General features: G+C 68.3%; 21 protein-coding genes and 1 pseudogene. 14 read left to right on the top strand and 8 right to left on the bottom strand.

The features are described 5' to 3' along the window. Nucleotides 1-81: 81 nt before the first annotated feature. Nucleotides 82-1,638 (top strand): DUF1996 domain-containing protein, encoded by a 1,557-nt coding sequence (locus tag IEZ21_RS07795; RefSeq protein WP_189321134.1) that lies wholly within the window; start codon nucleotides 82-84, stop codon nucleotides 1,636-1,638. Between the two features lie 70 nt (nucleotides 1,639-1,708). Here the strand turns inward: IEZ21_RS07795 and IEZ21_RS07790 are convergent, their stop codons facing one another. Further along, nucleotides 1,709-2,137 (bottom strand): hypothetical protein, encoded by a 429-nt coding sequence (locus IEZ21_RS07790; RefSeq protein WP_078492163.1) that lies wholly within the window; start codon nucleotides 2,135-2,137, stop codon nucleotides 1,709-1,711. Between the two features lie 150 nt (nucleotides 2,138-2,287). Here IEZ21_RS07790 and IEZ21_RS07785 point away from each other — a divergent pair, with 150 nt between their 5' ends. Continuing rightward, nucleotides 2,288-2,809 carry a tetratricopeptide repeat protein gene (locus IEZ21_RS07785; RefSeq protein ID WP_189321133.1) on the top strand — a complete coding sequence of 174 codons (522 nt, stop codon included), beginning with the start codon at nucleotides 2,288-2,290 and terminating at the stop codon, nucleotides 2,807-2,809. A gap of 153 nt (nucleotides 2,810-2,962) precedes the next feature. After that, nucleotides 2,963-3,658, top strand: a complete 696-nt coding sequence (locus IEZ21_RS07780; RefSeq protein WP_246567393.1) for a TetR/AcrR family transcriptional regulator — start codon at nucleotides 2,963-2,965, stop codon at nucleotides 3,656-3,658. An 8-nt stretch (nucleotides 3,659-3,666) separates the two neighbouring features. Here the strand turns inward: IEZ21_RS07780 and IEZ21_RS07775 are convergent, their stop codons facing one another. Both IEZ21_RS07775 and pulA read right to left on the bottom strand, forming a co-directional pair. Further along, nucleotides 3,667-4,023, bottom strand: a complete 357-nt coding sequence (locus IEZ21_RS07775) for a 5-carboxymethyl-2-hydroxymuconate Delta-isomerase (protein WP_189321132.1) — start codon at nucleotides 4,021-4,023, stop codon at nucleotides 3,667-3,669. A 33-nt stretch (nucleotides 4,024-4,056) separates the two neighbouring features. Then, nucleotides 4,057-9,393, bottom strand: a complete 5,337-nt coding sequence (gene pulA, locus IEZ21_RS07770) for a pullulanase-type alpha-1,6-glucosidase (protein WP_189321131.1) — start codon at nucleotides 9,391-9,393, stop codon at nucleotides 4,057-4,059. A gap of 191 nt (nucleotides 9,394-9,584) precedes the next feature. On the opposite strand from pulA, the gene IEZ21_RS07765 reads away from it, so the two are divergent. Both IEZ21_RS07765 and IEZ21_RS07760 read left to right on the top strand, forming a co-directional pair. Beyond that, nucleotides 9,585-10,166, top strand: coding sequence for a sugar O-acetyltransferase (locus tag IEZ21_RS07765; RefSeq protein ID WP_189321130.1), 582 nt, complete (start codon nucleotides 9,585-9,587; stop codon nucleotides 10,164-10,166). Between the two features lie 13 nt (nucleotides 10,167-10,179). Beyond that, nucleotides 10,180-10,722, top strand: coding sequence for a TetR/AcrR family transcriptional regulator (locus IEZ21_RS07760; protein ID WP_189321129.1), 543 nt, complete (start codon nucleotides 10,180-10,182; stop codon nucleotides 10,720-10,722). A gap of 95 nt (nucleotides 10,723-10,817) precedes the next feature. On the opposite strand, the gene IEZ21_RS07755 is transcribed toward IEZ21_RS07760, so the two are convergent. Then, the gene (locus tag IEZ21_RS07755; RefSeq protein WP_189321128.1) at nucleotides 10,818-12,200 is read right to left on the bottom strand and encodes an alpha-amylase; all 1,383 of its coding nucleotides are present in this window, start codon (nucleotides 12,198-12,200) and stop codon (nucleotides 10,818-10,820) included. A gap of 402 nt (nucleotides 12,201-12,602) precedes the next feature. Between IEZ21_RS07755 and IEZ21_RS07750 the strand changes: the two genes are divergently transcribed. Beyond that, a complete protein-coding gene (locus IEZ21_RS07750; protein ID WP_373302199.1) occupies nucleotides 12,603-13,250 on the top strand; it encodes a hypothetical protein in 648 nt (215 codons plus the stop codon). A gap of 162 nt (nucleotides 13,251-13,412) precedes the next feature. Here the strand turns inward: IEZ21_RS07750 and IEZ21_RS07745 are convergent, their stop codons facing one another. Then, nucleotides 13,413-14,477, bottom strand: a complete 1,065-nt coding sequence (locus IEZ21_RS07745) for a hypothetical protein (protein ID WP_246567390.1) — start codon at nucleotides 14,475-14,477, stop codon at nucleotides 13,413-13,415. Nucleotides 14,478-14,681: 204 nt separating this feature from the next. Here IEZ21_RS07745 and IEZ21_RS07740 point away from each other — a divergent pair, with 204 nt between their 5' ends. Both IEZ21_RS07740 and IEZ21_RS07735 read left to right on the top strand, forming a co-directional pair. Continuing rightward, on the top strand, nucleotides 14,682-15,362 hold the full coding sequence (locus IEZ21_RS07740) for an RNA polymerase sigma factor (RefSeq protein WP_189321126.1): 681 nt from the start codon (nucleotides 14,682-14,684) through the stop codon (nucleotides 15,360-15,362). Further along, nucleotides 15,359-16,438, top strand: a complete 1,080-nt coding sequence (locus tag IEZ21_RS07735; RefSeq protein WP_189321125.1) for a CU044_5270 family protein — start codon at nucleotides 15,359-15,361, stop codon at nucleotides 16,436-16,438. Before IEZ21_RS07740 ends, IEZ21_RS07735 begins: the two co-directional genes overlap by 4 nt. Before the next feature lie 13 nt (nucleotides 16,439-16,451). On the opposite strand, the gene IEZ21_RS07730 is transcribed toward IEZ21_RS07735, so the two are convergent. Beyond that, complete coding sequence (locus tag IEZ21_RS07730; RefSeq protein WP_189321124.1) at nucleotides 16,452-17,699, bottom strand: RNA-guided endonuclease InsQ/TnpB family protein; 1,248 nt, start codon at nucleotides 17,697-17,699, stop codon at nucleotides 16,452-16,454. Nucleotides 17,700-17,726: 27 nt separating this feature from the next. On the opposite strand from IEZ21_RS07730, the gene tnpA reads away from it, so the two are divergent. From tnpA to IEZ21_RS07715, 3 genes are all read left to right on the top strand, one after another. Beyond that, nucleotides 17,727-18,143 carry an IS200/IS605 family transposase gene (gene tnpA, locus IEZ21_RS07725; RefSeq protein ID WP_189321123.1) on the top strand — a complete coding sequence of 139 codons (417 nt, stop codon included), beginning with the start codon at nucleotides 17,727-17,729 and terminating at the stop codon, nucleotides 18,141-18,143. Nucleotides 18,144-18,365: 222 nt separating this feature from the next. Beyond that, on the top strand, nucleotides 18,366-19,124 hold the full coding sequence (locus IEZ21_RS07720; protein WP_246567387.1) for an NsdA family TPR-like regulatory protein: 759 nt from the start codon (nucleotides 18,366-18,368) through the stop codon (nucleotides 19,122-19,124). Between the two features lie 18 nt (nucleotides 19,125-19,142). Continuing rightward, nucleotides 19,143-19,619, top strand: a complete 477-nt coding sequence (locus IEZ21_RS07715; protein ID WP_189321122.1) for a hypothetical protein — start codon at nucleotides 19,143-19,145, stop codon at nucleotides 19,617-19,619. On the opposite strand, the gene IEZ21_RS07710 is transcribed toward IEZ21_RS07715, so the two are convergent. Then, the gene (locus IEZ21_RS07710) at nucleotides 19,556-20,485 is read right to left on the bottom strand and encodes a helix-turn-helix transcriptional regulator (RefSeq protein WP_189321121.1); all 930 of its coding nucleotides are present in this window, start codon (nucleotides 20,483-20,485) and stop codon (nucleotides 19,556-19,558) included. The genes IEZ21_RS07715 and IEZ21_RS07710 overlap by 64 nt on opposite strands. Nucleotides 20,486-20,587: 102 nt before the next feature. Between IEZ21_RS07710 and IEZ21_RS07705 the strand changes: the two genes are divergently transcribed. The 3 genes and pseudogenes from IEZ21_RS07705 (at nucleotide 20,588) to IEZ21_RS07695 (ending at nucleotide 23,028) form a co-directional block, all read left to right on the top strand. Then, nucleotides 20,588-22,138 (top strand): MFS transporter, encoded by a 1,551-nt coding sequence (locus IEZ21_RS07705; RefSeq protein ID WP_189321120.1) that lies wholly within the window; start codon nucleotides 20,588-20,590, stop codon nucleotides 22,136-22,138. Between the two features lie 10 nt (nucleotides 22,139-22,148). Beyond that, on the top strand, nucleotides 22,149-22,502 hold the full coding sequence (locus tag IEZ21_RS47420; protein WP_246567384.1) for a hypothetical protein: 354 nt from the start codon (nucleotides 22,149-22,151) through the stop codon (nucleotides 22,500-22,502). After that, nucleotides 22,499-23,028 (top strand): annotated as a pseudogene (locus tag IEZ21_RS07695) (NUDIX domain-containing protein). The gene IEZ21_RS47420 and the pseudogene IEZ21_RS07695 overlap by 4 nt, the downstream one beginning before the upstream one ends. A 180-nt stretch (nucleotides 23,029-23,208) precedes the next feature. Here IEZ21_RS07695 and IEZ21_RS07690 read toward each other — a convergent pair. Further along, nucleotides 23,209-24,903, bottom strand: a complete 1,695-nt coding sequence (locus IEZ21_RS07690) for a glycoside hydrolase family 13 protein (protein ID WP_189321119.1) — start codon at nucleotides 24,901-24,903, stop codon at nucleotides 23,209-23,211. Nucleotides 24,904-25,072: the final 169 nt, after the last annotated feature.

The following is a 25,072-nucleotide window of genomic DNA, read 5'->3' as shown; positions in this document are numbered from 1 at the left end:
TGAGCCCCTTGCGTACTGAACGACGCCGCTTCACCTCCTGTCGGGCGCCTCAATGCCCCGCAAGGAAGCCAGAGGAGTTCCATGGGACGCACGAACCGAAAACGCCGCTCAACGCTCGCCAACCGGGCGATAGCCGCATCGGCGGCTCTCGCGCTGGGTGGCGGCGGCTTGCTCGCGGCCAATATCTACGCATCGGCGGGTGAGGAGAACTCGCAGCAGAACGCGCAGACGACCGCCGCAGGGGTGGCAACGATCAAATGCCCGGACGTCGGCCAGCAGCTGACGGACGTGCCGGACGGCGCACGCCAGGGTGTCGACCAGGAGCTGGCGAAGCTCGACCAGCAGGTCACGGAGGCCTACAAGCGCCTCGCGGACACCCGCCAGGCCCAGGCCGGTGACTCCGGCTACGTCGACAACGCCATCCTCGGCCCGCTGAAGTCCAAGCGGACGGCCACCATCGACCGGATCGGCATCAACATCCGGAACGCGGGCGGTCAGCCTCCGCAGGGGGCCGAGCAGATGGCCCAGTGCGAGGGCGTGCCGGCCGAGCAGCCGGACCCCGCCGCGGGTGACGGTCAGGACCAGGCCGATGGCCAGGATCAGGGCCAGGACCAGGGTGACGGTCAGGATCAGGGCCAGGACCAGGGCGATGGCCAGGATCAGGGCCAGGACCAGGGTGACGGTCAGGACCAGGGCCAGGAGGGCAACGGCCCGGTCGCGGACGACTTCCAGGACATCACCCAGGTTCAGCCGACCGGCGGCCCGCAGGGCGTGGACGGAAACGGGCTCGCCGCGAACGGTGACAGCGGTTCGCAGGGCACCTTCACCACGAACTGCGGCACCAACGAGAACGAGAACCGCAACTCGGACAACGTGATCGTCGCTCCCGGTGTCAGCAACGGTGCGCAGCACCAGCACGACTACGTCGGCAACCAGGCCAACGACGCTTTCGCGAGCGACGAGGACCTGGCGAACGGCGACACCACCTGCGAGAACCAGGGCGACAAGTCGTCGTACTTCTGGCCGGTGCTGCGTGTGCAGGACGGTCAGGACGACATTGACGCCAACGCCCCCGGTGGCGGTCAGGACGGCAACGTCGGCACGATCATCCAGGCCAGCGAGGCCCAGCTGAAGTTCGTCGGCAACAAGCAGAGCGATGTCACCGCGATGCCGGAGGCCCTGCGCATCATCACCGGTGACGCCAAGGCCTTCGTGAACGGCAACGGTAACGCCAACACGAACTGGAGCTGCACCGGCTTCGAGGACCGCCAGCTGACGGACAAGTACCCGCTCTGCCCCGAGGGCAGCTCGGTGGTTCGGACGACCAACTTCCAGAGCTGCTGGGACGGTCAGAACATCGACAGCGCCAACCACCGCGATCACGTGGACTTCGTGAACGAGGACGGCAGCTGCTCGAACGGTTTCCAGGCCATCCCCCAGCTCCAGGTCCGCCTGGTCTACGACGTTGACGCGCCGCAGATCCAGAACGGACAGGTCCAGAACCCGTTCGCAGTGGACTCCTTCCCGGACCAGCTGCACAAGCCGATCACCGACCACAACGACTTCATCAACTTCTTCAACGAGGAGACGATGAACCAGGTGGTCGACTGCATCAACAGCGGCCAGGACTGCCAGTAGTCCTGAACCACTAGGAAGCCGGCGGTGGGATTTCCCACCGCCGGCTTTCGCTTGCCCCGAACCGGTGCGGTCAGTGACCGCCGCTGTTGTGACTGCCACCGGGATTCATGTGCTCGGACCCCTCCTCCATGGTCCCGCCGAGCGAGCCGCGCAGCGCCGTGACCGTCTTCTCCTCGCCGACGGCGACCCACTTGCGGCCGACGAGGTAGTAGCCGCCGTAGTCCTTCGCCCCGTTCAGCCACTCACGCTGACCGCGGTCGGTGGCGAAGGTCGCCAGGACGTACTTTTCGGCGCCCTTCTTGCAGATGGCCTGGCGGATCGTGTCCGCGTCCGTCTGGATGTTCGGCTTGCACTTCGCCTCGGCGGCCAGGCTCTCCAGGCTCCCCGTCGCCGTCTCCGGCACACTGGCGCTGTCGCCGCCGTCGTCGGACCCGCAGCCCGACAGCGCCAGCACCGCCACGGCCCCGGCCGCGGCCAGCTTCTGTCGCGTCAACCTCATCTTTTCCTCCGGTCCCGTCCGGCGACATGAACTCCACGCCGCAGAGAGCCCTGGCAAGGGCCCTGTACTCGATACGGCTCCCACCCGCCCCACGCTCAATCGCGCCCAGATCCGGCGTGCCCATGGGCACGCTTGTGCGAGGGTATGCCCATGAGCCCTGCGAACGAGGACGCGGACAAGGACTGGGATGAACGCGTGGCGGCAGCCTGGGCCACGCTGGACGACTATGACGAAGCACATGCGGCGGACTTCCGCGCGGTGATCGACGCGCTGGTCGCCGAGCTGCCCGCCGACAGCCCCGTCGGCCCGTTCGAGCGGGCCTGCGCCTGGGACTCGACGGGCCACTCGGACCGGGCCGTGCCCCTGTACCGGGAGGCGCTGGCCCGTGGCCTCGACGGCTACCGCGCTCGGCGTACCAAAATCCAGCTGTCCAGCTCGCTGCGGAACATCGGACAGCCGGAAGAGGGCGTCAAGCTCCTGACGCCCGAACTCGACGCACCCTCCGACGAGTTGGACGATGCCGTACGCGCCACTCTGGCACTGTGCCTGGCCAGTCTCGGCCGGGAGCGCGAGGGGCTGGCCCTGGTGCTCGGAGCGCTCGCCCCGCATCTGCCGCGTTACCAGCGCTCGATGGCCAACTACGCGCGACTGCTGATCGAGCCCGAGGAGTAACTCGCCTCGCACGCCCACGCATTCACGAACTGCCGATCACTGGACTCCTGCTCCACACATCTCCCACAGACATACGGAGTTCGGCGCTGGACATGTGAACACCCTTGCGGGACCGTCCCGTTGGAGGCCGAATCCGATCGGTAAGGTGTTCGTATGACAACCGGGGTACAGGTACGCCGCAGGATGGGTGTCGAGGAGCGGCGGCAGCAGTTGATCGGCGTCGCGCTCGAACTGTTCAGCCGACGCTCGCCCGACGAGGTCTCCATCGACGAGATAGCGTCGGCCGCCGGTATCTCCCGGCCCCTGGTCTACCACTACTTTCCCGGCAAACTCAGCCTGTACGAGGCGGCGTTGAAGCGGGCGGCGGACGATCTGGCGACCCGGTTCGTGGAGCCGCGGGAAGGCCCGCTGGGCGCGCGGCTGCTGCGGGTGATGCGGCGGTACTTCGACTTCGTCGACGAACACGGGCCCGGATTCTCCGCGTTGATGCGGGGCGGCCCGGCTGTGGGCTCCTCCGCGACCAACGCCCTCGTGGACGGCGTACGGCAGGCCGCGTACCTCCAGATACTGGCGCATCTGGACATCGACCGGCCGCCCGCCCGCCTTGAACTGGTCGTCCGCTCCTGGATCTCACTCGCCGAGTCGACGGCCCTGATCTGGCTGGACGGCCGCCGTATCCCCCGCGCCGAACTGGAAGCGCAACTCGTCCACGACTTCGCAGCGCTGACGGCGGTGAGCGCGGCGTACGACGACGAAATGGCGACGCTGCTGCGCCGCATGCTCAAGGACGAGCCGGCCGAGGGCCCGTTCACGGACCTCGTCGGCCGGCTCGTCGCGCTCGCGTCGTAGCTCTGCTCTTACTCCTCGAACTTGGTGTACGAGGCGTCCAGGTCCCGCACCTCCGCGGAGGCGTGCAGCGTGATCCCGCCGCCGGGCTTCACATGCGCCCGCAGCACCTCCAGCGTCCGCTCGGTCAGCGCCGCCTTCGTCTCCTCGGTGCGACCGGGCAGAAGCGCGACCGCGACATGCACCAGCGCGTGCCCGTCCGCCTCCGCGCCGATCACCAGGTCCTCGGTCGGCCGGAACCGCGTCTTGCACGCCTCGAGCTTCGCGGCGGCCGTCTCCACCACCATCGTGTGCAGCGCGAGCGCGAAGCCCTTCCGGTCGAAGGCGTCGGCGAGCGGCGCCGAGTAGTCGACGGTGATCTGCGGCATGGGCACTCCTGTTCTACGGGTCTTGCGGTCAGCCTAGCCTGTGGCCTGCGAGAAGACCGCGACGCTGCGTCCGGGAACAGCGAAGGTGCCCGACTCCGTCTCGTACGACGAGCCCCTGACGACCGGATCCGCGCCCGCGGCCTGCACCGGATGCAGCGCGTACGCCTGCCCCGCGAGCGCCGCGACCCGCTGCGTCTGCCGATCGGGCGTCGCGTTGAAGACGACGACCAGATCGCCGAGCCGCATCGTGATCACACCGGGCGTCTCGCCCTTGCCGGACAGTGGGAAGGCCAGCTCCGACTGCACCTGCTCTGCGGTGGCGAGCCCGAAGACGGTCTCGCTCGTACGGATCTTCAGCACATCCCGGTACGCGGCCGAGGCACCCTCGATCTGCGGGCAGCCCACCTCGATGGAGCTCAACAGGGGCTTGGCGTATGGCCACTTGGACTGGTTGTCGGCGGCCATCGGCAGGCCGCGGCCGAAGCCGTTGCCGTCCCGGCAGTCCCAGTGGATCGCGTTGAACCAGTCGCCGCTGTCGTACGAGTTGCGGTCCAGGGACTTGGAACGCAGCAGGTCGGTGCCCGCCTGGGAGAGTGCCGGGCCCTGCGAGAGCGTGGCGGTGGCCATGGCGAGGACCTGCATACGCGCCCGGTCGCTCGCCGACGTGCCCTTGGGCAGCTTGAAGGCGAGCGCGTCGAACAGCGACTCGTTGTCGTGCGCGTCCACGTAGGCGAGGGCGTCGCCCGGCGCGTCCGCGTATCCGGCGGGCGCCCCGTTGTAGTCGACCTCGGAGCCCTTGACCTGCTTGCCGCCGGAGTCGGTGAAGCTGTAGTCGGCGAGGTTGCCCGAGAGCCCCACCTTGATCAGGTCCTGGTAGTGCAGCAGGCGGGCCTTCTGCTCGTCCGAAGTGCCGTTGCCGCCCGAGGAGTTGGGGTCGGTGTAGAGCCCGGACGCGAAGCCCTGGACGCCGGGGTCCTCGTCGAACGGGCCGCCGCCGCGCACCGCGTCACGCGCGCGGTCGGAGAAGGTCGTGATGCCGGTGCCGGCCATGTTCTTCTGCGTGGCCTGCACAAAGCGGGCGTCGTCGGCCACTTCTCCGAAGTTCCAGCCCTCGCCGTAGAGGATGATCTCCTTGCCGTCGACGCCGTCCTTTTCGAGGGTGAGCGCGTCGAGTGCCTTGCGTACGGCGAGGATGTTGGCCTTGGGGTGGTGTCCCATCAGGTCGAAGCGGAAGCCGTCGACCTTGTACTCCTTCGCCCAGGTGACGATCGAGTCCACCACCAGCTTGCCCATCATGGCGTTCTCGGGTGCGGTGTTGGCGCAGCAGGTGGAGGTAGCCACAGAGCCGTCGGCGAGCAGCCGCTGGTAGTAACCGGGCACGATCTTGTCGAGCACGGAGGTGCCGGCCTGACCGCTGGCGGTGGTGTGGTTGTAGACCACGTCCATGACGACCCGAAGCCCGTCCTCGTTCAGGGACTTGACCATCTGCCGGAACTCGACCGTACGGTCCGTGCCCTCGGGATCAGTGGCGTACGAGCCCTCCGGCACCGTGAAGTGGTACGGGTCGTAACCCCAGTTGTACGCGTCCTTCGCGGCGCTCTTGGCCACGCACTCCTGCTGCTTGTCGGAGTCGGCGGGGTACGAGGCGAGGTCGCAGCCGGGGGTCGCCTGGTCGGACTTCTTCTCCGGGATGGTGGCGATGTCGAAGGCGGGCAGGAGATGGATGTACGAAGTCCCGGACTCCGCAAGCTTCTTGAGGTGCCGGGAGCCGTCACTGTCCTTGTCGGTGAAGGCCAGGTAGGTGCCGGGGTGCTTCGCCGTCCTGTCCTCGATGGAGAAGTCCCGGATGTGCAGCTCCTGGATCTGGGCATCCTTCAACGGGACGGCCTTCGGCTTTCTCAGACCCGACCAGCCGCTGGGGGCAAGGGAACTGTCGGCGAGGTCGACGACGAGGCTGCGTTCGGAGTCGGTGGTCAGGGCGAGAGAGTAGGGGTCGGTGACCTTGTTGGTGACGACCTTCTGGACCGTCGGCGCCCAGACCTTCACGACGTACCGATAGGGCTTGTTCTTCCAGGACTTGGGGCCGGAGACCGACCAGACGCCGGTGTCGCCGTCCCGCTTCATCGGCACGACCTTCTCGCCGATCTCCAGTGACACGTCCTGGGCCGTGGGTGCCCAGACGGAGAGCGTGGGCCTCCCTTTGCGGAACACCGGGCCGAGGTCCGCCTTCGTCGCGTCGTACACATCGTCGAGTACGCCCGCGAGTTGCACCCCCGTTCCGGCCACCACGGCGCCGTCGGCGGCCCGTTGGGTTGCGACGACGCGTCCGCGCAGCGCCTCGCGGACCCGGTCGCGGTCGCGTGGGTCGATCGACCAGGCGGTGTACTTCGCCAGGTGCGGGAACTTCTCCTTCTGCGCTTCGGTGAGTTCGCTCCCCCGCAGCCGCAGCATGTGGGCGTCGGAGAGGTCGCCGTCACGGGAGTACAGCAGCTGTGTGGAGGCGGCCGACTTGACGCCGTTCCAGGCAACCGTGTCCGCGTCGAGCCAGACCGCTTCGGCCTTGGTGTAGTCGGGGCCGGTGGCGACGGGCTGCGGCAGCAGGTACTTCTCCTGGCCGCTCAACAGCCACACCTCGTGGCCGTTGGCCTTGAGGTCCAACGACTGATCGGCGGGCAGGTCCTTCTCGTCGCCCTTGTGGATGATGTAGCTGAGACTGCCGGCACCCGCTGCGAGCGGCACCTCGAAGACCGCGCCATACGCGTCAGTCTTCACCGGCTCCAGGGGCTTCGACCAGTCCGTGGGGTTCGCGGCTCCGGTCCAGGTGTGCAGACCCCAGCCGTCGTAGTCGCCGTCGGCGCGGTGGTGGTGGAGTACGGCCTTGGTCTTGTCCTGTGGCGGGTACGCGCCGTCCGGCGCCGTCGTCGCCTGCCCCTCCTCGCCCTGCTCGATCCACACCTCGCCGGTGTCGGCGAGCGGGACGGTGCGCTGCGGTCCGTCCGTGGCGCCGTCGCCCTTGACGACGGTGTACGAGAGGGCGTCGGCGCCCTCGGGGACCTTCAGCCAGGCGAACGCGCCGTAGGCGTCGCGGCCGGTGAAGTCCGCCACGCTGTCACCCGACTTGAGCTGCCAGCCGTCGTAGTCGCCGTCGGTCCGCTGGTAGTGGACGACGGCGTACTCGCGCTCGACGGCGCTCGGGTCCTCCGCCGCCGGAGGCTCGCCCGCCGTGGTCGAGGCGAGATCGCTCGCGGTACGGCCCGCCGAGTCGACGACAACGGCCTTGTAACGTACGGGAGTTCCGGCGCCCGCCTTGATCGTGTGGGTGACCTTGTAAGGGGCGTGATCGGCGGAGCCGAGCATCTGCCATCTGCCGTTGCCGGTCTGGGCGGCGAAGACGACGCGATTGAGCTGCCCGCCGTCGACGTCCGCCGAGACTTCCACGGTGCCGGTGGCGCCCGCAGGAGGAGCCTTCAGCGTGATGCCCGGCTTGGAGGCGGGTGCGTCGAGCCGGCCCGCCGCCTTGAGGACTACCGAGGAACCGGGCGGGACGGTGACCGTGACCTTCTTGTCGGCATCGCTGGTGAGTGCATCCGAAGTCCCGTAGATCCCACGGAACTTCATGCTCGCCGATCCCGTCGCGAAGGTCACCGTCCTCGCCTCCTCCGCGTTGTTCACTGCGACCACGTATTCGATGCCGGTCTTCGCGTCCGTACGGGAGAAGGCGTACACACCGGCGCCATCGGCGGCGTACCGCTCCGTCTGCACTCCGTCCGCGAGGGCCGGGTTGGCCTTGCGGAGCTTTGCGAGAGCGGTGATCTGCTTGTAGAGCGGTGCACTTGTGTCGTAGGCGTCCTGCGCGTGCGTACGGTCCGTGCCCAGCTGGTCGTCGTCCAGGTAGTCCGCGACCTTGGAGCCGAACAGCGTCTGACGGGCGTCCTTGTCGCCGCCGGCGCCCGTGAAGCCCTGCTCGTCGCCGTAGTAGACGACGGGGTTGCCACGGCTGAGGAACATCAGCTCGTTGGCGAACCGGTCCTTCTTCAGCAGCTCGGCGTCGGGCGCCCCGGGGCTGTCCTGCTTCAGGAAGGTCCCGATGCGCCCCATGTCGTGGTTGCCGAGGAAGGTGACCTGCTCGTACGCGTTGGCCTTGTCCGTCGTGTACTTGTAGTCGTCCCCGAAGACCGAGGCCAGCCGCTTCGCGCTGCCGCCTTGCGAGGCGTACGCGCGTGCCGCGTCCTGGAAGGGGAAGTCCAGCGTGGAATCGAGGCGGCCTTCGGTGACGTACGGCGAGGTGATGGACGTGTCCGACGAGTACACCTCGCCGAACATGAAGAAGTCGTCCCGCCCTTGCTTGGCGGCATAAGCGTCCAGCGCGGTGGCCCACTGGGTCCAGAACTCCGTGTTGACGTGCTTCACGGTGTCGATCCGGAAACCGTCGATGCCGAAGTCCCGCACCCACCGCTGGTAGATCTTCTCCATCCCGCTGACGACCTCGGGGCGCTCGGTCCACAGATCGTCGAGGCCGGAGAAGTCTCCGTACGTGGAGCTCTCGCCGGCGAAGGTCGAGTCACCGCGGTTGTGGTACATGGTGGGGTCGTTGAGCCATGACGGGACCTTGACGTTCTTCTTCGCGTCGGCCACAACGGGCGTACGCGGGAAGGAGCCGGCATCGACGGAGGGGAACTCGGCCCTCCCGTCCGCGTGGTCGGCGTCGTCGAAGGGCCCGCCGTCCTCGGTGAGGTACGGGAAGGCGCCCTTGGAGAGGTAGTCGTACGACTTCTCCTCAAAGTCGACGACATCGGCGGTGTGGTTGGTGATGACGTCGAAGAAGACCTTCATGCCCTTGGCGTGCGCCTTGGAGATGAGGGTCTCCAGATCCTTGTTGGTGCCGAAGTGCGGGTCGACCTGGGTGAAGTCGGTGACCCAGTACCCGTGGTAGCCGGCGGAGGCATTGGTGCCGGTGCCCTGCACGGGCTGGTTCTTGAAGATCGGCGCCATCCAGATGGCGGTGGTGCCCAGGCCCTTGATGTAGTCGAGCTTCTGGGTCAGGCCCTTGAGGTCGCCGCCCTGGTAGAAGCCCTTGTCGGTGGGGTCGTAGCCGGTGGCGAGGCGCGAACCGGTAAGTCCGCCTCTGTCGTTGCTCGTGTCGCCATTGGCGAAACGGTCCGGCAGGACGAAGTAGAACTGCTCCCGGGTGGCGTCGTGGCGGGCGGGCTCGGCGGCGAGCTTCGCGTCGGACGGCGGCGAGGGCGGGGTGTCGGCCCGGGCGGCGAGGGGCTGAACGAGCGCTGCGGCGAGCGCGGCCATGGCGACGGCAGCGACCCGTCTCACCTGGGCGGTACGGCGCGTGCGGGGCGCCGGCCATCTCGGTATCACAGGCGTGAACTCCTTGCGAGTACGGCTTGATTGAGGGTTCCGACCCCTGCGCCGCGGCACGGCTCCGTCGCCGGGCGCCGGCGTGACCGTATCGCTGGCGAAAGTCTTTCAGCAAGAGTCTTGAAAGACTAAGCAAGAACTTTCAAGAACGGAGTGTACGTTCGTACGTTCCAGAGGGTACGGTCGTACGCATGCCGACGGACTACTTCGCTGACGACCCGCGCACGAACCTGGAACGCATGCTCGCGGGCGACCCCTACATCGCTGACGACCCGGAGATCGCACGGCGACAGCAGCGCGCGATGCAACTGGCCGCCCACTACCAGAACGCCTATATCCAGGACGCCGACGGCGCCAGGCCCCTCCTGGCCGACCTGCTCGCGTCCGTGGGCGAGGGCGTCGACGTACGGCCGCCGCTGTACGTCGATTACGGCAGCAACATCACCATCGGGGCCCGCACCTTCGTCAACTACAACCTGACCGCTCTGGACGTCGCACGGATCACCATCGGCGAGGACTGCCAGATCGGCCCGAACGTCCAACTCCTGACTCCCACCCACCCGGTGGAGCCGGAACCCCGGCGCGACAAGCTCGAAGCAGCGCGCCCCATCACCATCGGTGACAACGTATGGCTCGGCGGCGGAGTCATCGTGTGCCCGGGAGTGACCATCGGCGACAACGCCGTCATCGGCGCCGGCGCAGTCGTCACCAGGGACATACCCGCCAACGTCGTCGCCGTCGGCAACCCCGCCCGCCCTGTCCGCAACTTCTGACCGCACGTCCCTCATGGCCACCGGACACACCGACCCTCAGCGGCGCGAACGGATCCTCGCCGCCACCCTCGACCTGATCACCGACGAGGGAGTCGCCGGCGTCTCCCACCGCAAGATCGCCACCCGGGCGCAGGTACCCCTCGGGTCGATGACCTACCACTTCACCGGCATCGACGACCTGCTGCGCCAGGCCTTCACACGCTTCGCCGACCAGATCGTGGCCGTCTTCGAGCAACACCTCAACCGAGCAGGCAGCCCTGAGCAGGCCAGGGAAGCCGTCACCGACCTCATCCACACGCTCTCCGAGGGACCTCGCCGCGATCTCGTCCTCGCCCACGAGCTCTACACCCTTGCCGCCCGCCGGCCGGAATACCGTCAGCTGACCCAGGAGTGGATGAACCGCAGCCGCCACCTGCTGGAACAGCATTTCGACGCGGACACAGCCCGCCAACTGGACGCGCTGATCGAGGGTCTGACCCTGCACCGTGCCCTGGCCGGCTCGCCCCACGACCGCGCACTGACGCGACAGGCCGTCGACCGCATCACTGCCCCGTAGGCGGCACCCCCAGCAGCCCGTGGGGAGCGGCCCTGACACCGCACCCCACGGGCCCGGGAGGGGTGGCCGGCGTCGGCCGTCCCTCAACTTGGTGTTCAGCAGCTGGACTTGTCGGCGTGAATCGCCAGGGCCGTGTTGGAACCGAGGGTGGCCGTGAACTGTCCCGAACCGTTCACCGTGACGGTCGTGTTGCTCTGCACGTCGCAGTACGTGCCCGCCGGGAGCGACGTCTGGTACGTACGGCTCAGGGCGCTCGACTCGTGGTTGACGGCGACGTAGCCCTTGCCGCCCCGCCCGAAGGCGATCGCGTCGCCGCCGTTGTCCCACCAGTTGGTGACCGGCTCACCGCGGGTGGCGTTGCGGAAGGCGACCATCGACTTGATCTCCGGCCAGGCGTGCTGGCACTTCCAGCCGTCCTGCCAACAGGCGTTGACAGTACCGCCGTTGGGCGGACCGGCGTCGTAGTCCGACCATTCATAGCCGGAGTTGATGTCGGGTGCGCCGTAGGGCCAGGCGAGCATGAAGACGTTGGCGAGCGTGTAGTTGGCGTCGTCCTTGTAGCTGAGGGTGGAGCCGTTGCGCTCGGTGTCGTGGTTGTCGACGAAGACGCCGGAGACGCCGCTGCCCATATAGCCCCAGCCCTCGCCGTAGTTCTTGAGATAGGCGAGGTTCTCGCTGTTGAAGACCCGCTTGAGGTCGTACGCGTACCGGAACTCCTGGACGTCCCCGTTGCCCGTGTACTCGGTGGGCTGGACGGCCTCTCCGCTGCCGTGGATGACCTCCTGCTTCCAGTACGCGTCCGGATTGCTCAGCCGCGACTTGATGGCCGCGAGGTCGCCCGCCGGGATGTGCTTGGCCGCGTCGATGCGGAAGCCGTCGACGCCGTGGCCGAGCAGGGTGTTCATGTAGCCCGCGATGGCGGCGCGGACGTACTCCTCGCCCGTGTCCAGGTCGGCGAGTTCGACGAGCTCGCAGTTCTGGACGTTGGTGCGGTCGGTGTAGTCGTTGATGGTCGTGGTGCAGTCGTTGAGGTCGTTCGACGAGTACAGGCCCGGGTAGTCGTACTTGCTGTACGAGGAGCCGCCGGTGCCGGTGCCGCTGCCCGCCGACATGTGGTTGATGACGGTGTCGACGACGACCTTCACGCCCGCGTTGTGGCAGGCGGTGACCATGTCCGTGAAGTCGGTGGTGTTGCCGAGGCGTCCGGCGATCTTGTAGCTGACCGGTTGGTACGAGGTCCACCACTGCGCGCCCTGGATGTGCTCGGCGGGGGGTGAGACCTGGACGTAGCCGTACCCGGCCGGGCCGAGCGTGCTGGTGCACTCCTTGGCGACCGAGTCGAAGTTCCACTCGAAGAGGACGGCGGTGACGTCCTTGGTGCCGGGCGGGGAGGCGGACGCGGTGCTCGTGGGGGCGGCGAGCACCGCCGACGCGGCCGCCACGAGGGCGAGGGTGGCGGAGAGAGTTCTGCTGGACATGTGGGGGGTCCTTCTTCTTTGAAGGCGCCATGGGATGCGGCGTTGAAGGTTCTTGCTGCAAGGCAGCTGAAATCTTTCAGCGGAGCTGACGGTATGAGGTCGCCGTTCAAGGGTCAACCCTCTGGACATGGGTTTGCCACCCATGCGAAATCCCTTCCCGCTCAAGGTGGTTGACCTGCTCCGGCATGTGCGACGACAACCAGGGGCCTGCCACCCGGGTTGGCGGCAAGTCCCTGGAAAGCAGCCGGAATCCCTTGCGGACCGGATGTCCGTCCTGCGGCGGGCAGCGGAAAACGGTTCGACCAGCCGGGGCCGGACGGGCCATGATCCGCACTCGTGACGAAGCCGCAGCAGTTCCTGGTCCAGGTCGCCGCGCGCAACAACGCCGAGTGGTGCGCAGCGATGAGCCGATCGCACGGCTTGGCGGGCGAGTTCGAGGCTGAGGCATGGGCCGCCCAGGTCCGCACGCCGCTGTACTACCCCGACGCGGTGACGCTGGTGTCGGGCACCGATCCGGCCGCGCTGGTGGCCCGGATCGACACCACCACGCCCGGCGCCTCCGTCAAGGACAGCTTCGCCGACCTCGATCTGAGCGAGGCCGGCTTCCAGGTGCTGTTCGAGGCGGAGTGGATCCACCGCCCGGCGGGTGTGCCGCCCGCCACCTCGCCGGATCTCGCCTGGGACGTGGCGGGCGACCCGGACACGCTGCGCGCATGGGCGCTCGCCTGGGACGACGGGGACGGAAACGCGGACCTCTTCCGACCCGAACTGCTCGCTGACCCCGCCACGTTCGTACTCGCCGGGCACTCAGCCGACGGCCGGGTGGTCGCCGGAGCGGTGGCGACCCGCAGTGACCAGGTGGTCGGAGTCTCCAACGTCTTCGCGTTGGACGGTGGCCCTGATGCGGCCTGGCCGGTCGTACTGGGTGCTGTGCACCGGCTGTTCCCCACTCTGCCGGTGGTCGGCTATGAACACGGCGACGATCTGGCGGTCGCCGTGCGCCATGGCTTCGAGCCGGTCGGTCCGTTGCGGATCTGGCTGCACGGCTGACCGGCGGCCCCGGCGACGCGGGCGGCCGGGCGGCCGGGCGGGCAGAAGAGCAGCGCTGGGTCCGCAGGTAGGTGTTCGTGGGAATGTGACACTCGGCCCCCTCACTGTCACATTCCCACGAACACCTACCTGCCCCGGCACCAGCCGCCATGGCCCGCGTGGTCAGTCCCCGCCGCCCCCACCGCCACCACCACCATCGCCGCCCCCACCACCGCCGTCGCCTCCACCGTCGCCCCCGCTGCCCGCGTCCCAGCCGTCTCCGGCCCCGCCTCCGGAGCCGTTGTCGTCGCTGCCGGAGCCCAGGTTGGTGAACCAGGGCTGGTCCCAGACGAGCTCGGCCGTGGGCTCGACCCGGCGGGCGCGGAAGCGGACCGTGCCCGTCGTGTCGCCGAGGCCGAAGGCGACCGCGAAGGTGTGGGCCATGACGGCATCCAGCGGGTCGGGGCTGTCGTGCCGTACGTCCGCGAGAGGAAGAAGCACCGTGCCCGGCACGGCCGCGCCAGGCCGGGGACGAGTGAGTAGAGCCACGGGACGGCCGTTGCAGGTCAGGCGGGAGGTCAGCGTGTTCTCGCGCGTCAACTCCCAGCGGCGCTGCGGGAGTCCGACGGCCACGGAACGCTTCGACTTCCGCATGGCGGAGATGACGGTCAGCGTGGCGGGCGCCTCGCCCACCGTCAGCAGCAGCCCCCGGCCGGGGTTCCTGCGGTCGGCCGACACTCCGTGCGGTGCCCGGATCCGTACCACGGGGGCCGACGGCGACCAGACGTCGACGCACACGGACCGCCGGTCCACCGCCACCACGACCGGCCCGCCCGGACCGTCGGCGAAACGCCGTGCGATCCACAGGGGCACACCCTCCGCCCGCGCCCGGTCGGCGAGCACGCTGACCGCCGCAGGGCCACCGGCATGACGTACCGCCATCTCCCCAAGGCCCTGGGCGAATTCGGCGGCCCGACGCGCCTTCACCGGCTTCGTGGACCCGGTGATACGCGTGACCGGCACGATCCCGGTGCCGGAGGGGAAATGCGCGAACGGCCGCTCGGAGCCCCCGCCGCCGAGCCACTGCCCCCGCAGATACGCGTCCGCCATGGCCGCCACGTGCAACTCGGCCAAGGGGGTCGTCCTGCTCCCCACCTTCAGCCCGCCCTCGGTCAGTTCGACCGTCCTGGCCAGCGGATTCCAGGACTGCTCCGCGTACACGGCCTCGCTCACCTGCGCGTCCCCCATGTCTCAGACCGTTCGATGCACTGTTGAAGCGCACTGTTGAAGTCGCTCAGGGCGCCATGCGTGGTTCCGGTTCGAGGGTCTGGTCCGGGTGAATCACCTGGCCGAAGGTGCACGGGTAGCCCTGAGTGTCTGTGGCGCAGGTCACCGGAACCACCCGCACCCGGCGGAGAGTCACGGGTGTGAGGTGTATGAGGTGCATAGGACATGAGTGACCGCTTGCGCGCGCGTATACGGGCGGGTGACCGCGAGGCCTTCGCGGAGATCTACGAGGAGTACGCGCGCACCGTCTACAACCATGCCTTCCGGCTGACCGGCGACTGGTCGACCGCCGAGGAGGTGATGGCGGACACCTTCCTCGATGCCTGGCGCACCCGGGAACAACTGGAGCCGGAAGGCGGCACGGTGAAGCCCTGGCTGCTGGGCATGGCGACGAACAAGTCCCGGAACGCCAACCGGGGCCTCGGCCGCCGTCTGGCCTTCCTGGCCCGCCGCCCCGCACCGGACCCGGTGGCGGACTTCGCCGACGAGACCGCCGGCCGCCTCGACGACGCCCGCCGGCTGGCCGCCGTACGACAGGTGTACGACCGTCTGCGGCGCGGGGAGCGGGAGGTCCTGGCGCTGTGCGTGTGGTCCGGCCTGGACTACGCACAGGCGGCCGAGGCCCTGGGCGTCCCGGTGGGAACCGTGCGCTCACGGCTGTCCAGGGCGCGGGCGAGGCTGTGGAAACTGACTGATCAGCAGCTGCGGGAAGAAAAGCCGGAAACCCGAGGAAACAAGGAAACCCGCGCAAACAATACGGAACCGCTGCGCCGTCGCGGAGAGCTACCTGGTGAGGCCGCGTTGACGGCCGTTCCGTTCCAGGAGATTCAGGAGGGATCCCGATGAACGCCGCCGGCTCCGGGCCGAGGCCCATCCGGGTCGAGCGTGAGGAAGAGGCGCGCGAGGAGCTGCCCCGTCTGCTCCCGCCCCCACCCGAACGGGACCTCCCTTCTGGTCGCCACTCCCACCACAAGGACCGTTTGATGCAGCTCATCGACGACGACCACAGCCGTACGTCCTCCGGCCAGGCCTCCGGAGACACCCCGCAGACGAGGCAGCCCCGCCTCCGGCTGCCGCGCCCGGCGCTGTGGATGCCCGCCGCGGCCCTGGCGCTGGCCGGGGCGCTGACCGTCGGCCTCGTCACCACCATGGATTCCGGCTACGGCGTCGAAGAGTCCGGCGGCGACAGCGCCGTGGTCCTGCTCGACCGCATCGCCGAGGTCGCCGCGAAGACGGAGGCCACGCCCGTACGCGACGACCAGCTGGTCTACGTCAGGAGCCTGGACGCCGGAGCGGAGTGCCAGGAGGACGGCTCGTGCGAGCCGGGGCGACTGAGCGAGCGGGAGGCGTGGTGGTCGCAGGAGCCGGGCCCGGTGAGGAAACTGGCCGAGTTCTACGAGAACGGTGACTACGTCCCGCTCAGGGAGCTGCTGCCGCCGGGTTCGCCCGGCACCCCGGCGGGCGTCGACCGCCCCACGTACCAGTGGCTGGCGTCCCTGCCCACCGACCCGGACGAACTGCTCGACGAGCTCTACCGCCTGACGAAGACGGTGAAGGGCGAGGAGAAGGCACAGGCCGTCTTCGACAAGATCGGCGAACTGCTGAACACATCGGTCATGCCCCCGCGGACCGCCGCCGCGCTGTACGGAGCCGCGGCGAAGATCCCCGGGGTCGAGCGGGTCGAGGACGCGGTGGATCCGGCGGGCCGGCACGGGGTCGGCATCATCCGCGTCGACAAGCGGGTGTCGTGGGCCACCGAGTGGATCTTCGACCGTGACACCCTCACCTACCTCGGCGAACGCACCTACCTGACGAAGGACAGTCGGACGGGCAAGAAGGGCACGGTCCTGGAGGAGACCGCCATCCTGAAACGAGCCATCGTCGACGACTACCGCCAACGCCCCGGCTCCACCACGAATTGACGTGCTCCCTGGCCTAAAGTCCAGGGATTCCGGCCTGGGCCGTCGGGCCCTTCCGGGGGCTTCCTGCTTCACCGCGCTGTGCCGGGACTTTCGTCCTGGTCTTACCGGCGCTCCACGAGGCGTTTAGCGTCTCCGCCCGTCCGGCGGCGACGATACGGCGTCCCTCGAAGAGGACGTTACGTGCTGCGTTGTGGTCGCGGTCGTGCACGGTGCCACAGGCCCCGCACGTCCACTCCCGGACATGCAGGGGTTTGGGGCCGTCCCGAAATCCGCAGGCCGAACAGACCTGAGAGGACGGGAAAGCACGGTCCACCTTGGCGAAGGTGCGGCCGTGCAGAGCCGCCTTGTACTCCAGCATGCCGACGAACGCGGACCATCCCGCGTCGTGCACGGACTTGGCGAGCCGGGTACGGCCGAGGCCGGACACCGCGAGGTCTTCCACGTACACCGCTTGGTTGTCGCGAATGATCTGTGTGGATGCCTTGTGGTGCCAGTCCCGGCGCCGGTCCGCCGCCTTGGCGTGCTGGCGTGCGACCTTGAGACGGGCCTTGGCCCGGTTCTTCGATCCCTTGACCTTGCGGGACAGCTCCCGCTGAAGGCGCCTGAGTTTCTTCTCGGCCCGGCGCAGGAAGCGGGGGCTGTCGATCTTCCGGCCGTCGGACAGGACCGCGAAGGCGGACAGGCCGAGGTCGATACCTGCCTCTGCCTCCACCTCGGGGAGGGTGTCCGGCTCGGTGTCCACGACGAAGCTGAGGAAGTACCGGCCGCAGTTGTCTTTGGTGACGGTCAGGGAGGTGGGCGCGGCCGGCAGCCTGCGGGACCACTTGACCTTGAGGTTGCCGACCTTGGCCACGTATACGGTGCCGTTCTCCTTCAGGGAGAAGGCGTTGGTGTTGAGGCGGATCGACTGCCGGGTGTCCTTCTTCGACTTGTAGCGGGGAGGGCCGACCTTGCGGCCCTGCCGCTTGCCCAGAATCGAGTCGAAGAAGTTCTTGTAGGCGGTGTCCAGGTCCCGCAGGGACTGTTGCAGGACGACCGCCGACACGTCGACGAGCCAGGCCCGTTCCTCGGTGCGCTTGGCCTGGGTGATGCGAAGTCGGGACAGCTCGGCCGACTTCACATACGGCAGCCCCGCCGCGTGCGCTTCCTTGCGGTCGCGCAGGCAGTCGTTCCACACCACGCGGGCGCACCCGAACGCGCTCGCCAGCGCACGGCGTTGGGTGGCGTCCGGGTAGGCCCGGTAGTTGTAGCGGAGCTGCACGGCCAAGATCCTACTACGATTGGTCTCATGGATGAGCAGGACGACTACAGGCGTGGCAGGCACGTTGTTTCGGCGATGCATGTGCACTTGGTCTTTGTGACGAAGTACCGGCGTGGAGTCTTCAATGACGAGATGCTGACACGCTGCGAAGAGGTCATGCGCAAGGTGTGCGAGGACTTCGGAGCGGAGCTGAAGGAGTTCAACGGCGAACGCGATCACGTCCACCTGTTGGTGCACTACCCGCCCAAGGTGGCCGTCTCGAAGCTGGTCAACAGCCTCAAGGGTGTCTCCGCCCGCCGGATACGGCAGGAGTTCACCGGCCGGATCAACGGCGCCATCCTGCACGGGCACCTGTGGTCGCCCTCATATTTCTCCGCATCGTGCGGCGGGGCGCCGTTGGCGATCGTCCGTCAGTACATCGAGCAGCAACAACGTCCGCTCTAACGCGCACGTCAGAGCAATCTCAAGACGCATTCATCCCCGGCGTGAACGCCGGGGCTTTCCGCAAGAGTCCCGGTAACACCTCTCCAGCCACCGCGGATCGTCCGGCATGACCGGAGCCCAAGCCGTGGGCGTGGAACCGTCGACCTGCTGGAAGAAGCCCCCGCGAAGGAACTCATGGCGCGGAACCGCAGACACCGCCGCTCGCCAAGGCTCGGTACGCAGATGCCCGCTGTCCGTCAGCCGTTCGACGAGCCGTGCCCTCAACTCCTTGTCGTTCATCCCGTCTTCCTCTCCGGGAGGTCGGACCTGGGCGACCTTGGGTCGGCGCGATCTTGGTATGGCTCGGCGATCCGGGCGGCACGCTCCGCACAAGATCCGCTGCTTGCGGCGTATCAGGCCGGCAGCCTCGCGCAGTTCGAGGCGCACGCCGGGAATGGTGCGCAGGCGCTCAACCTCGCGCGGAGTGCACTACGGTACCTGGGCGAGCAACGCCCGGCAGTGGCTGATGCATGGATGTGCTCCGTTGACGCGCTCGCTCACGCAGCGATCGGTGACCGGCGTGCCGCTGACCGCGCGCTGACGCGGAGCAGGGCAGTGGCGGAGAAAATCGCGCATGAAGAGCCGCCACCGTGGCCGTGGGTCTTCCATTTCGACGCGAACAAGGTGGCCGCCTGCCGCGTCACCTGTGGTGCCCGTCTCGGCCTCGCGGAATGGGTACTCGGCGATGACGTCGAAGCGCTGGCTTCCGGACACGCGAAACAACGGGCGTTGGTCGTCCTGGACTTGGCCGCCGGCCATCTTGCGGCCGGAAGAATCGAGGCCGCGTTCGCCCTGGCGTCCAGGGCACTGGACACAGGCCTCCAGTACCGTTCTGGCCGGATCGTGGAGCGCTCACGCGCGGTGCGCCGGTCGCTGTCGCTGACGTCGCCGCCCAAGGTGGTGCGCGACTTCGATGAACGCCTTCACGGCGTCTACCTGTAGCTGTGGGAGGAAGCGTCCATGCGCGTCGGGATCACCGGACACCGCGGGCTGAGCCGAGAGGTCGAGCAGCGGGTTCGGCAGCTTCTCGCAGAGGCCATTCGCGAGTTCGACGCAACCGAGTTGGTCGGGATCTCGTGCATCGCCGACGGTCCGGATGCGTGGTTCGCCGAAGCGGTACTCGAGCACGGGGGAAGCCTCGAAGTCGTCGTACCCGCCGAGCAATACCGCGAGGGCCTGCCGGAAAGCCACTGGCCGGTCTATGACGAGTTGGTGCGCCGGGCGGCAGAAGTGCACCACACCGGCATGACGGCTTCAGACTCTCAAGCGCATATGGCAGGCAGTGAGATCCTCGTCGGCCTGGCCGACGAACTGTTCGCTGTATGGGACGGAAAACCGGCGTGGGGATACGGCGGCACGGCTGACGTGGTGTCCTACGCCCAGCGGAACGGGGTCCCGGTACACGTGTTGTGGCCGGAGGGTGCGACGCGCGAGTAGGCGACCTCGGCTTCCTGCCGATCAGCGGCTTGGTTGGACAACAGTCGTAGCGCGTCGGCCGAGGCGGTGTCGTTGGGTGTGTAGATCTCGAGCCGGTGGTCGGGACTGTCGGGCTGGAGCCACACCTGGTAATCGACGTCGACCCCTCCGACGGTCGGGTGTTGCAGGCGCATGGTGCCCACCGTGCAGTCTGCGACATCGCCTGTAGCCCAAAGCGCGGCGAAGTCCCTGCTGTGCATGGCGAGTTCGCCGATCAGTTCCGCCAACCGGGCGTCGGTGGGATACCGGCCCGCGGTGAGCCGCAGGTAAGCGACATGGATTCGCGCGAGTTCGTCCCAGTTCCGGTGCAAGTCGCGGGTGAGCGGGTCAAGGAAGAACATCCGGGGGATGGACGGCCGTCGCGCGAGTTCGTGGGGCGCGTCGAAGTCGACGTGTTCTGCGACGAGGGCCTGTCCGGTGCAGTTCCAGGCCAGCACGTCGCCGCGGCGGCCGAGCACGACAGCCGGCGTGGTCTCACCCAGGGACGCCAGGAGCGCCAGTACTCGTGGGTGCGGCCTTTCAGGGCGAGGACGGACCAGGCGTGGTGTGGCGGGCTGACGGGCGAGGTTGTGCAGGTGGGCTGTCTCGGCCGGATCCAGCTGGAGCACGCGGGCGAGCGCATCGAGGACCTGTTGGGAGGCAGTACCGGCCTGATCTTGTTCCAACCTGGTGTAGTAGCCGGCGCTCACACCGGCGAGTTGGGCGAGTTCCTCGCGGCGCAGGCCCGGTACGCGGCGGGTGGTGCCGTAGGTGCGCAGTCCAACGTCGACGGGGGTGATCCGGTCGCGGCGGGTCTTGAGATACGCCCCGAGGCTCTCGAGCTCCATGGCTCCGAGCGTAGGCGGCAAGGTTCCTGTCCGGGTGTCCCTACGAGGTGTACCCATGACGCGGGTCTGGTTGCCGAGTGGACGGCGTCGCACCGTCGGGGCATGGATGAACAGCGCGTTTCTCACTCGCCCGATCTGCGGGCGTGGCTCGGTCTGCTGGTGATACTCGGCCCGGTACTGCTGGTGGCGATGGACGGGTCGGTCCTGTTCCTGGCGATGCCCAAGGTCACCGAGGCTCTGTCACCGACTGCCGACGAGGCCTTGTGGATCCTGGACATCTACGGATTCGCGGTCGGGTCGTTACTCATCGCGTTCGGCAGCATCGGCGACCGGTACGGCCGACTGAAACTGCTGGTGATCGGCGCGGCGGTGTTCGGTGTCGGCTCGGCAGGAGCGGCGTTCGCGACGAGCCCGGAACTGCTGGTCGTCTTCCGGGCGCTGATGGGCGTGGCCGGTGCCACGCTGCTGCCGTCGGCGCTGGCGGTACTCAGCGAACTGTTCACCGACCCACGCCGACGAGCGCAGGCGATCGGGATCTTCGCAGCCGCCTTCGCAGCCGGGTTCGCGATCGGTCCGGTCGTCGGCGGACAGCTGCTGAGCAGGTTCTGGTGGGGATCGGTCTTCCTGATCAATCTCCCCGTCGTCCTGCTGTTCCTGATTCTTGCCCCGATCCTGCTCCGTGAGGTACGCGCCACCCGGCCCGGTCGCGTCGACGCCTTGAGTGTCCTGCTCTCCGCTGCGGGCCTCCTGCTGACCGTCTACGCGATCAAGCACGCTGTCGCGAAGGGGCTGACTGCAACGCCAGCGGTCACAGGGGTCGCCGGCATCATCATTCTGGGGTGGTTCGCCCGGCGGCAGCGCCGCCTCGAGCACCCGCTGATCGACTTCCGTCTGTTCCGCGACCGGGTGTTCACGATCGCGATCATCACGGGACTTTTGCCTCTGGCCGCATGGTCGGCAGCCGCATACCTCGCCGGCATCTACCTCCAATCCGTCCTTGGACTGTCCGTCCTGCACGCAGCTCTCCTCGCGCTCCCAGGCGCCGCTGTGCTCACCGTCACCTGCATCGTCACACCGGCACTGGTCGGGCGTATCGGCAAACGAGCAGCGCTCATCACCTGCCACTTCTGCGTCGCCACAGGTCTGCTCCTGCTGTTGCCCACCGGCGTCTCCGGCGGGATCGGTTGGTACATCGCATCTACGGTCATCGCCGGTATCGGCTACGGCATCTCCTTCAGTGTTGTCGCCGACACCGCCGTCGCCGCGGTTCCCACAGAACGCGCCGGATCCGCAGCCGCGATCGCCGAAACCAGCAACGAGATCGGCAACGCCCTCGGCATCGCACTCCTCGGCTCGCTCGCCGCCCTGATCTTCAGGCTCCATGGACCAGACCTCGCCGACACCCTCGACGAGACACTCCAGATCCCAGACCTCGCACCCGCGGTGATGGGCAACGCGAAGACCGCCTTCGTCAACGGTCTGCACGCCGCTGCCATCACCGCCGGCATCCTCCATGGCGCACTTGGCATCCTCGCCCTGCGCTGGATACCGAGAACCCTCCCCAACACAGGCGATGCCGACGCGGAGCCCCTGGCCCAAGACGCCGCCGAAGAAAGCAGCGTTCGGCGCACTCCCCCTCGCCCGTGCCTCTGATGACTTGCCCTTGGCGGCGCACATCGCCGCGAGCAGCAGCCATGCGGAAGAGGCCATGATCCTGCGGGAGGCGGGCCGCACCCGCTCTCTGGCCTTGAGCAGGATCACGCTGGTGGACATCCACGTACGGCGCGGCGACCTGGACGCCGCCGTGAGCGTCGGTCACGACCTGCTCAGCACCAGCCCCACGCTCGGTTCCATCCGCGTGGTACGCCAACTCGACGGCCTCCGGCACCTGCTGGAGCGGCACAAGGCGTACGGGCCGGTGCGTGAGTACCTGGTGCGCTTTGACGACGCACGACGCGCCAGAATGCTCCTGCTGGCCAACATCATCCCGACATCACCGGGAGGCACCCCCGAATGAGGCGCACCGCAGATACCCCCACCCCCGCAGACCCGGAGGCCTGGAACGCCTACCTTGCGGAGGGCAACGCCAAGCAGGCCCGTAAGCGGGTCGCCGTTGACGTGCTGTTGCGTGATCCGGCCGGGCGGGTGCTGCTGGTGAACCCCACCTATAAGCCGGACTGGGACATGCCCGGAGGAATGGCGGAGGGGAGCGAGCCGCCGGAGCGGACGGTCGAGCGGGAGCTGATGGAAGAACTCGGTCTGAGGGTGTGACCCTGCACGGGCTACTGGTGGTGGACTGGGTGGCGCCGCACGGCCCCTGGGATGACCAACTCGCGTTCATCTTCGACGGCGGCACCATCAGCCAAGAGCAGGCCGACCAACTGAGGCCTCGAGACGGAGAGTTGTCCGAGGTCGCCTTTGTTGCGCCGGCACAGGCACCTCGGATGCTCGGAGCCCGTATCGGCCGCCGCTTCGCCGCCGCGCTGGATGCCCTCGCCGGCGGCCGGGCACGGTACCTCCGGGACGGAGTGCCGGTCGCGTAAGCCGGAACCGCCGTCGTCCTCTTGTATAGGTGCACTTCTTATAAGTCCACCTATACAAGCGGGTTGCGCCGCCCGTCGCCCACTGAGGCCCGCCCTCGCGGTCCGGAGATCGCAATGGCTTGCGGTTGACCTTCAGGGCCCGCTGCCTGGTTCGGGCGGCGGGCCCCGGAGAGCGAGCTGTCAGCCCGTCGTCCACCAAACCGTCGTATCCCCCGGCACCTTCGCCTCCCCCTCGTCCGTGACCGTCACCTCGCCGCTGGCGAGCAGGACTCGGCCGTACGCCGGGACGGTCACCGCGTCGCTCCCGGTGTTCGCCGTGCAGGCGAACTCCCCGCGGCGGAAGGCGAGGACGCCCTCGGGTGCCTGCAGCCACTCGACGCGGTCGCCGGCGCCGAGGTCGGGCTGCTCGCGCCGTACGGCGATCGCCGAGCGGTACAGCTCCAGGGTGGAGCCCTCGGCCCCGGTCTGCGCCTCGATGCTCAGCTCGGCCCACTCGGCGGGCTGCGGCAGCCAACTGCCGCCGGCGCCGAAGCCGTACGACGATCCCGTACGCGTCCACGGGATCGGCACCCGGCAGCCGTCGCGGAAGCCGTCCTGGCCCTCGCCCCGGAAGTACGCGGGGTCCTGGCGCACCTCGTCCGCCAGGTCGACGACGTCCGGCAGGCCCAGTTCCTCGCCCTGGTAGATGTACGCCGATCCGGGCAGCGCCAGCATCAGCAGGGTCGCCGCCCGCGCCCGGCGCAGGCCGAGTTCGCGGTCTCCGGCGGTACGGATCTGGGTGCCGAGGCCGGCCGGGTTGGCGAACCGGGTCGCGTGCCGGGTCACGTCGTGGTTGGACAGCACCCAGGTGGCCGGGGCGCCCACCGGGCGCATCGCGTCGAGGGTGCGGTCGATGCAGGCGCGCAGCTCGGCCGCGTCCCAATGGGTGCTCAGATACTGGAAGTTGAAGGCCTGGTGCAGCTCGTCGGAGCGTACGTAGTTGGCCGTGCGTTCGATGGTCGGTGTCCACGCCTCGGCGACGAAGATGCGGGCGCCCGCGTACTCGTCGAGGACCGTGCGCCACTGCCGGTAGATGGCGTGCACGCCGTCCTGGTCGAAGAACGGCATGACATCGTTGCTCAGCAGCTTCACCTGCTCGCGCGTGCCCAGGTCCGGCAGCCCCTCGGCCTTCACCAGCCCATGGGCGACGTCGATACGGAAGCCGTCGACGCCCATGTCGAGCCAGAACCGCAGGATCGAGCGGAACTCGTCGCCGACGGCCGGGTGGTCCCAGTTGAAGTCGGGCTGCTCGGGCGCGAAGAGGTGTAGGTACCACTCGCCGGGCGTGCCGTCCGGCTCGGTGACCCGGGTCCAGGCGGGTCCGCCGAAGATGGACTCCCAGTCGTTGGGCGGGAGTTCACCGCTCGCGCCCTTGCCGGGGCGGAAGTGGTAGCGGTCCCGCAGCGGGGAGCCCGGCCCCTCGGCGAGCGCCCGCTTGAACCACTCGTGCTGGTCGGAGGAGTGGTTGGGCACCAGGTCGACGATGATCCTCAGGCCCAGCCCGTGAGCGTCGCGGATCAGCGCGTCCGCGTCGAGCAGGTTGCCGAACATGGGGTCGACGGCCCGGTAGTCCGCGACGTCGTAGCCGGCGTCGGCCTGCGGCGAGGCGTAGAAGGGGCTGAGCCACACGGCGTCGACGCCGAGGTCTCGCAGATACGGGAGTCGGGAACGTACGCCCTCCAGGTCGCCCATGCCGTCGCCGTTGCTGTCGGCGAAGCTGCGCGGATAGACCTGGTAGATCACCGCGTCCCGCCACCAGTCGCGGTGTCTGGCGACGGTGGCGAGAGCCGACGTCGAAGCGGGGGCCGGGGCCGGGTCGGTGAAGTGCTGGCTCATGGCGTCCTTGATGCGTGACTGGGATCGGTTCACGGAGTTCGGTTCACGAAGGTCTGTTGTTGGGGCTACGGATCGGCGGGTCCATGGATTCACGGTTCTAGGGAATTGTGGCGCTTGCAGGTTTTCGGCGTTTTACGGAAATCTCGAGGCTTGCCGGGGTACGGCTGTG

The sequence above is a fragment of the Streptomyces flaveus genome, assembly GCF_014647675.1.
GTDB lineage: Bacteria > Actinomycetota > Actinomycetes > Streptomycetales > Streptomycetaceae > Streptomyces > Streptomyces flaveus.
Note: the sequence above shows the minus strand (reverse complement) of the source record. Positions and strands in the feature narration are given on the sequence as shown.

Coding starts and splice junctions, on each gene's coding strand:
- IEZ21_RS07790 (WP_078492163.1), bottom strand. CDS start 2,137: ATGAGGTTGACGCGACAGAAGCTGGCCGCGGCCGGGGCCGTGGCGGTG.
- IEZ21_RS07755 (WP_189321128.1), bottom strand. CDS start 12,200: ATGTCCAGCAGAACTCTCTCCGCCACCCTCGCCCTCGTGGCGGCCGCG.
- IEZ21_RS07750 (WP_373302199.1), top strand. CDS start 12,603: ATGAGCCGATCGCACGGCTTGGCGGGCGAGTTCGAGGCTGAGGCATGG.
- tnpA (WP_189321123.1), top strand. CDS start 17,727: ATGGATGAGCAGGACGACTACAGGCGTGGCAGGCACGTTGTTTCGGCG.
- IEZ21_RS07785 (WP_189321133.1), top strand. CDS start 2,288: ATGAGCCCTGCGAACGAGGACGCGGACAAGGACTGGGATGAACGCGTG.
- IEZ21_RS07740 (WP_189321126.1), top strand. CDS start 14,682: ATGAGTGACCGCTTGCGCGCGCGTATACGGGCGGGTGACCGCGAGGCC.
- IEZ21_RS07720 (WP_246567387.1), top strand. CDS start 18,366: ATGCCCGCTGTCCGTCAGCCGTTCGACGAGCCGTGCCCTCAACTCCTT.
- IEZ21_RS07745 (WP_246567390.1), bottom strand. CDS start 14,477: ATGGGGGACGCGCAGGTGAGCGAGGCCGTGTACGCGGAGCAGTCCTGG.
- IEZ21_RS07765 (WP_189321130.1), top strand. CDS start 9,585: ATGCCGACGGACTACTTCGCTGACGACCCGCGCACGAACCTGGAACGC.
- IEZ21_RS07690 (WP_189321119.1), bottom strand. CDS start 24,903: ATGAGCCAGCACTTCACCGACCCGGCCCCGGCCCCCGCTTCGACGTCG.
- IEZ21_RS07760 (WP_189321129.1), top strand. CDS start 10,180: ATGGCCACCGGACACACCGACCCTCAGCGGCGCGAACGGATCCTCGCC.
- IEZ21_RS07780 (WP_246567393.1), top strand. CDS start 2,963: ATGACAACCGGGGTACAGGTACGCCGCAGGATGGGTGTCGAGGAGCGG.
- IEZ21_RS07710 (WP_189321121.1), bottom strand. CDS start 20,485: ATGGAGCTCGAGAGCCTCGGGGCGTATCTCAAGACCCGCCGCGACCGG.
- IEZ21_RS07775 (WP_189321132.1), bottom strand. CDS start 4,023: ATGCCGCAGATCACCGTCGACTACTCGGCGCCGCTCGCCGACGCCTTC.
- IEZ21_RS07795 (WP_189321134.1), top strand. CDS start 82: ATGGGACGCACGAACCGAAAACGCCGCTCAACGCTCGCCAACCGGGCG.
- IEZ21_RS07705 (WP_189321120.1), top strand. CDS start 20,588: ATGGATGAACAGCGCGTTTCTCACTCGCCCGATCTGCGGGCGTGGCTC.
- IEZ21_RS07715 (WP_189321122.1), top strand. CDS start 19,143: ATGCGCGTCGGGATCACCGGACACCGCGGGCTGAGCCGAGAGGTCGAG.
- IEZ21_RS07735 (WP_189321125.1), top strand. CDS start 15,359: ATGAACGCCGCCGGCTCCGGGCCGAGGCCCATCCGGGTCGAGCGTGAG.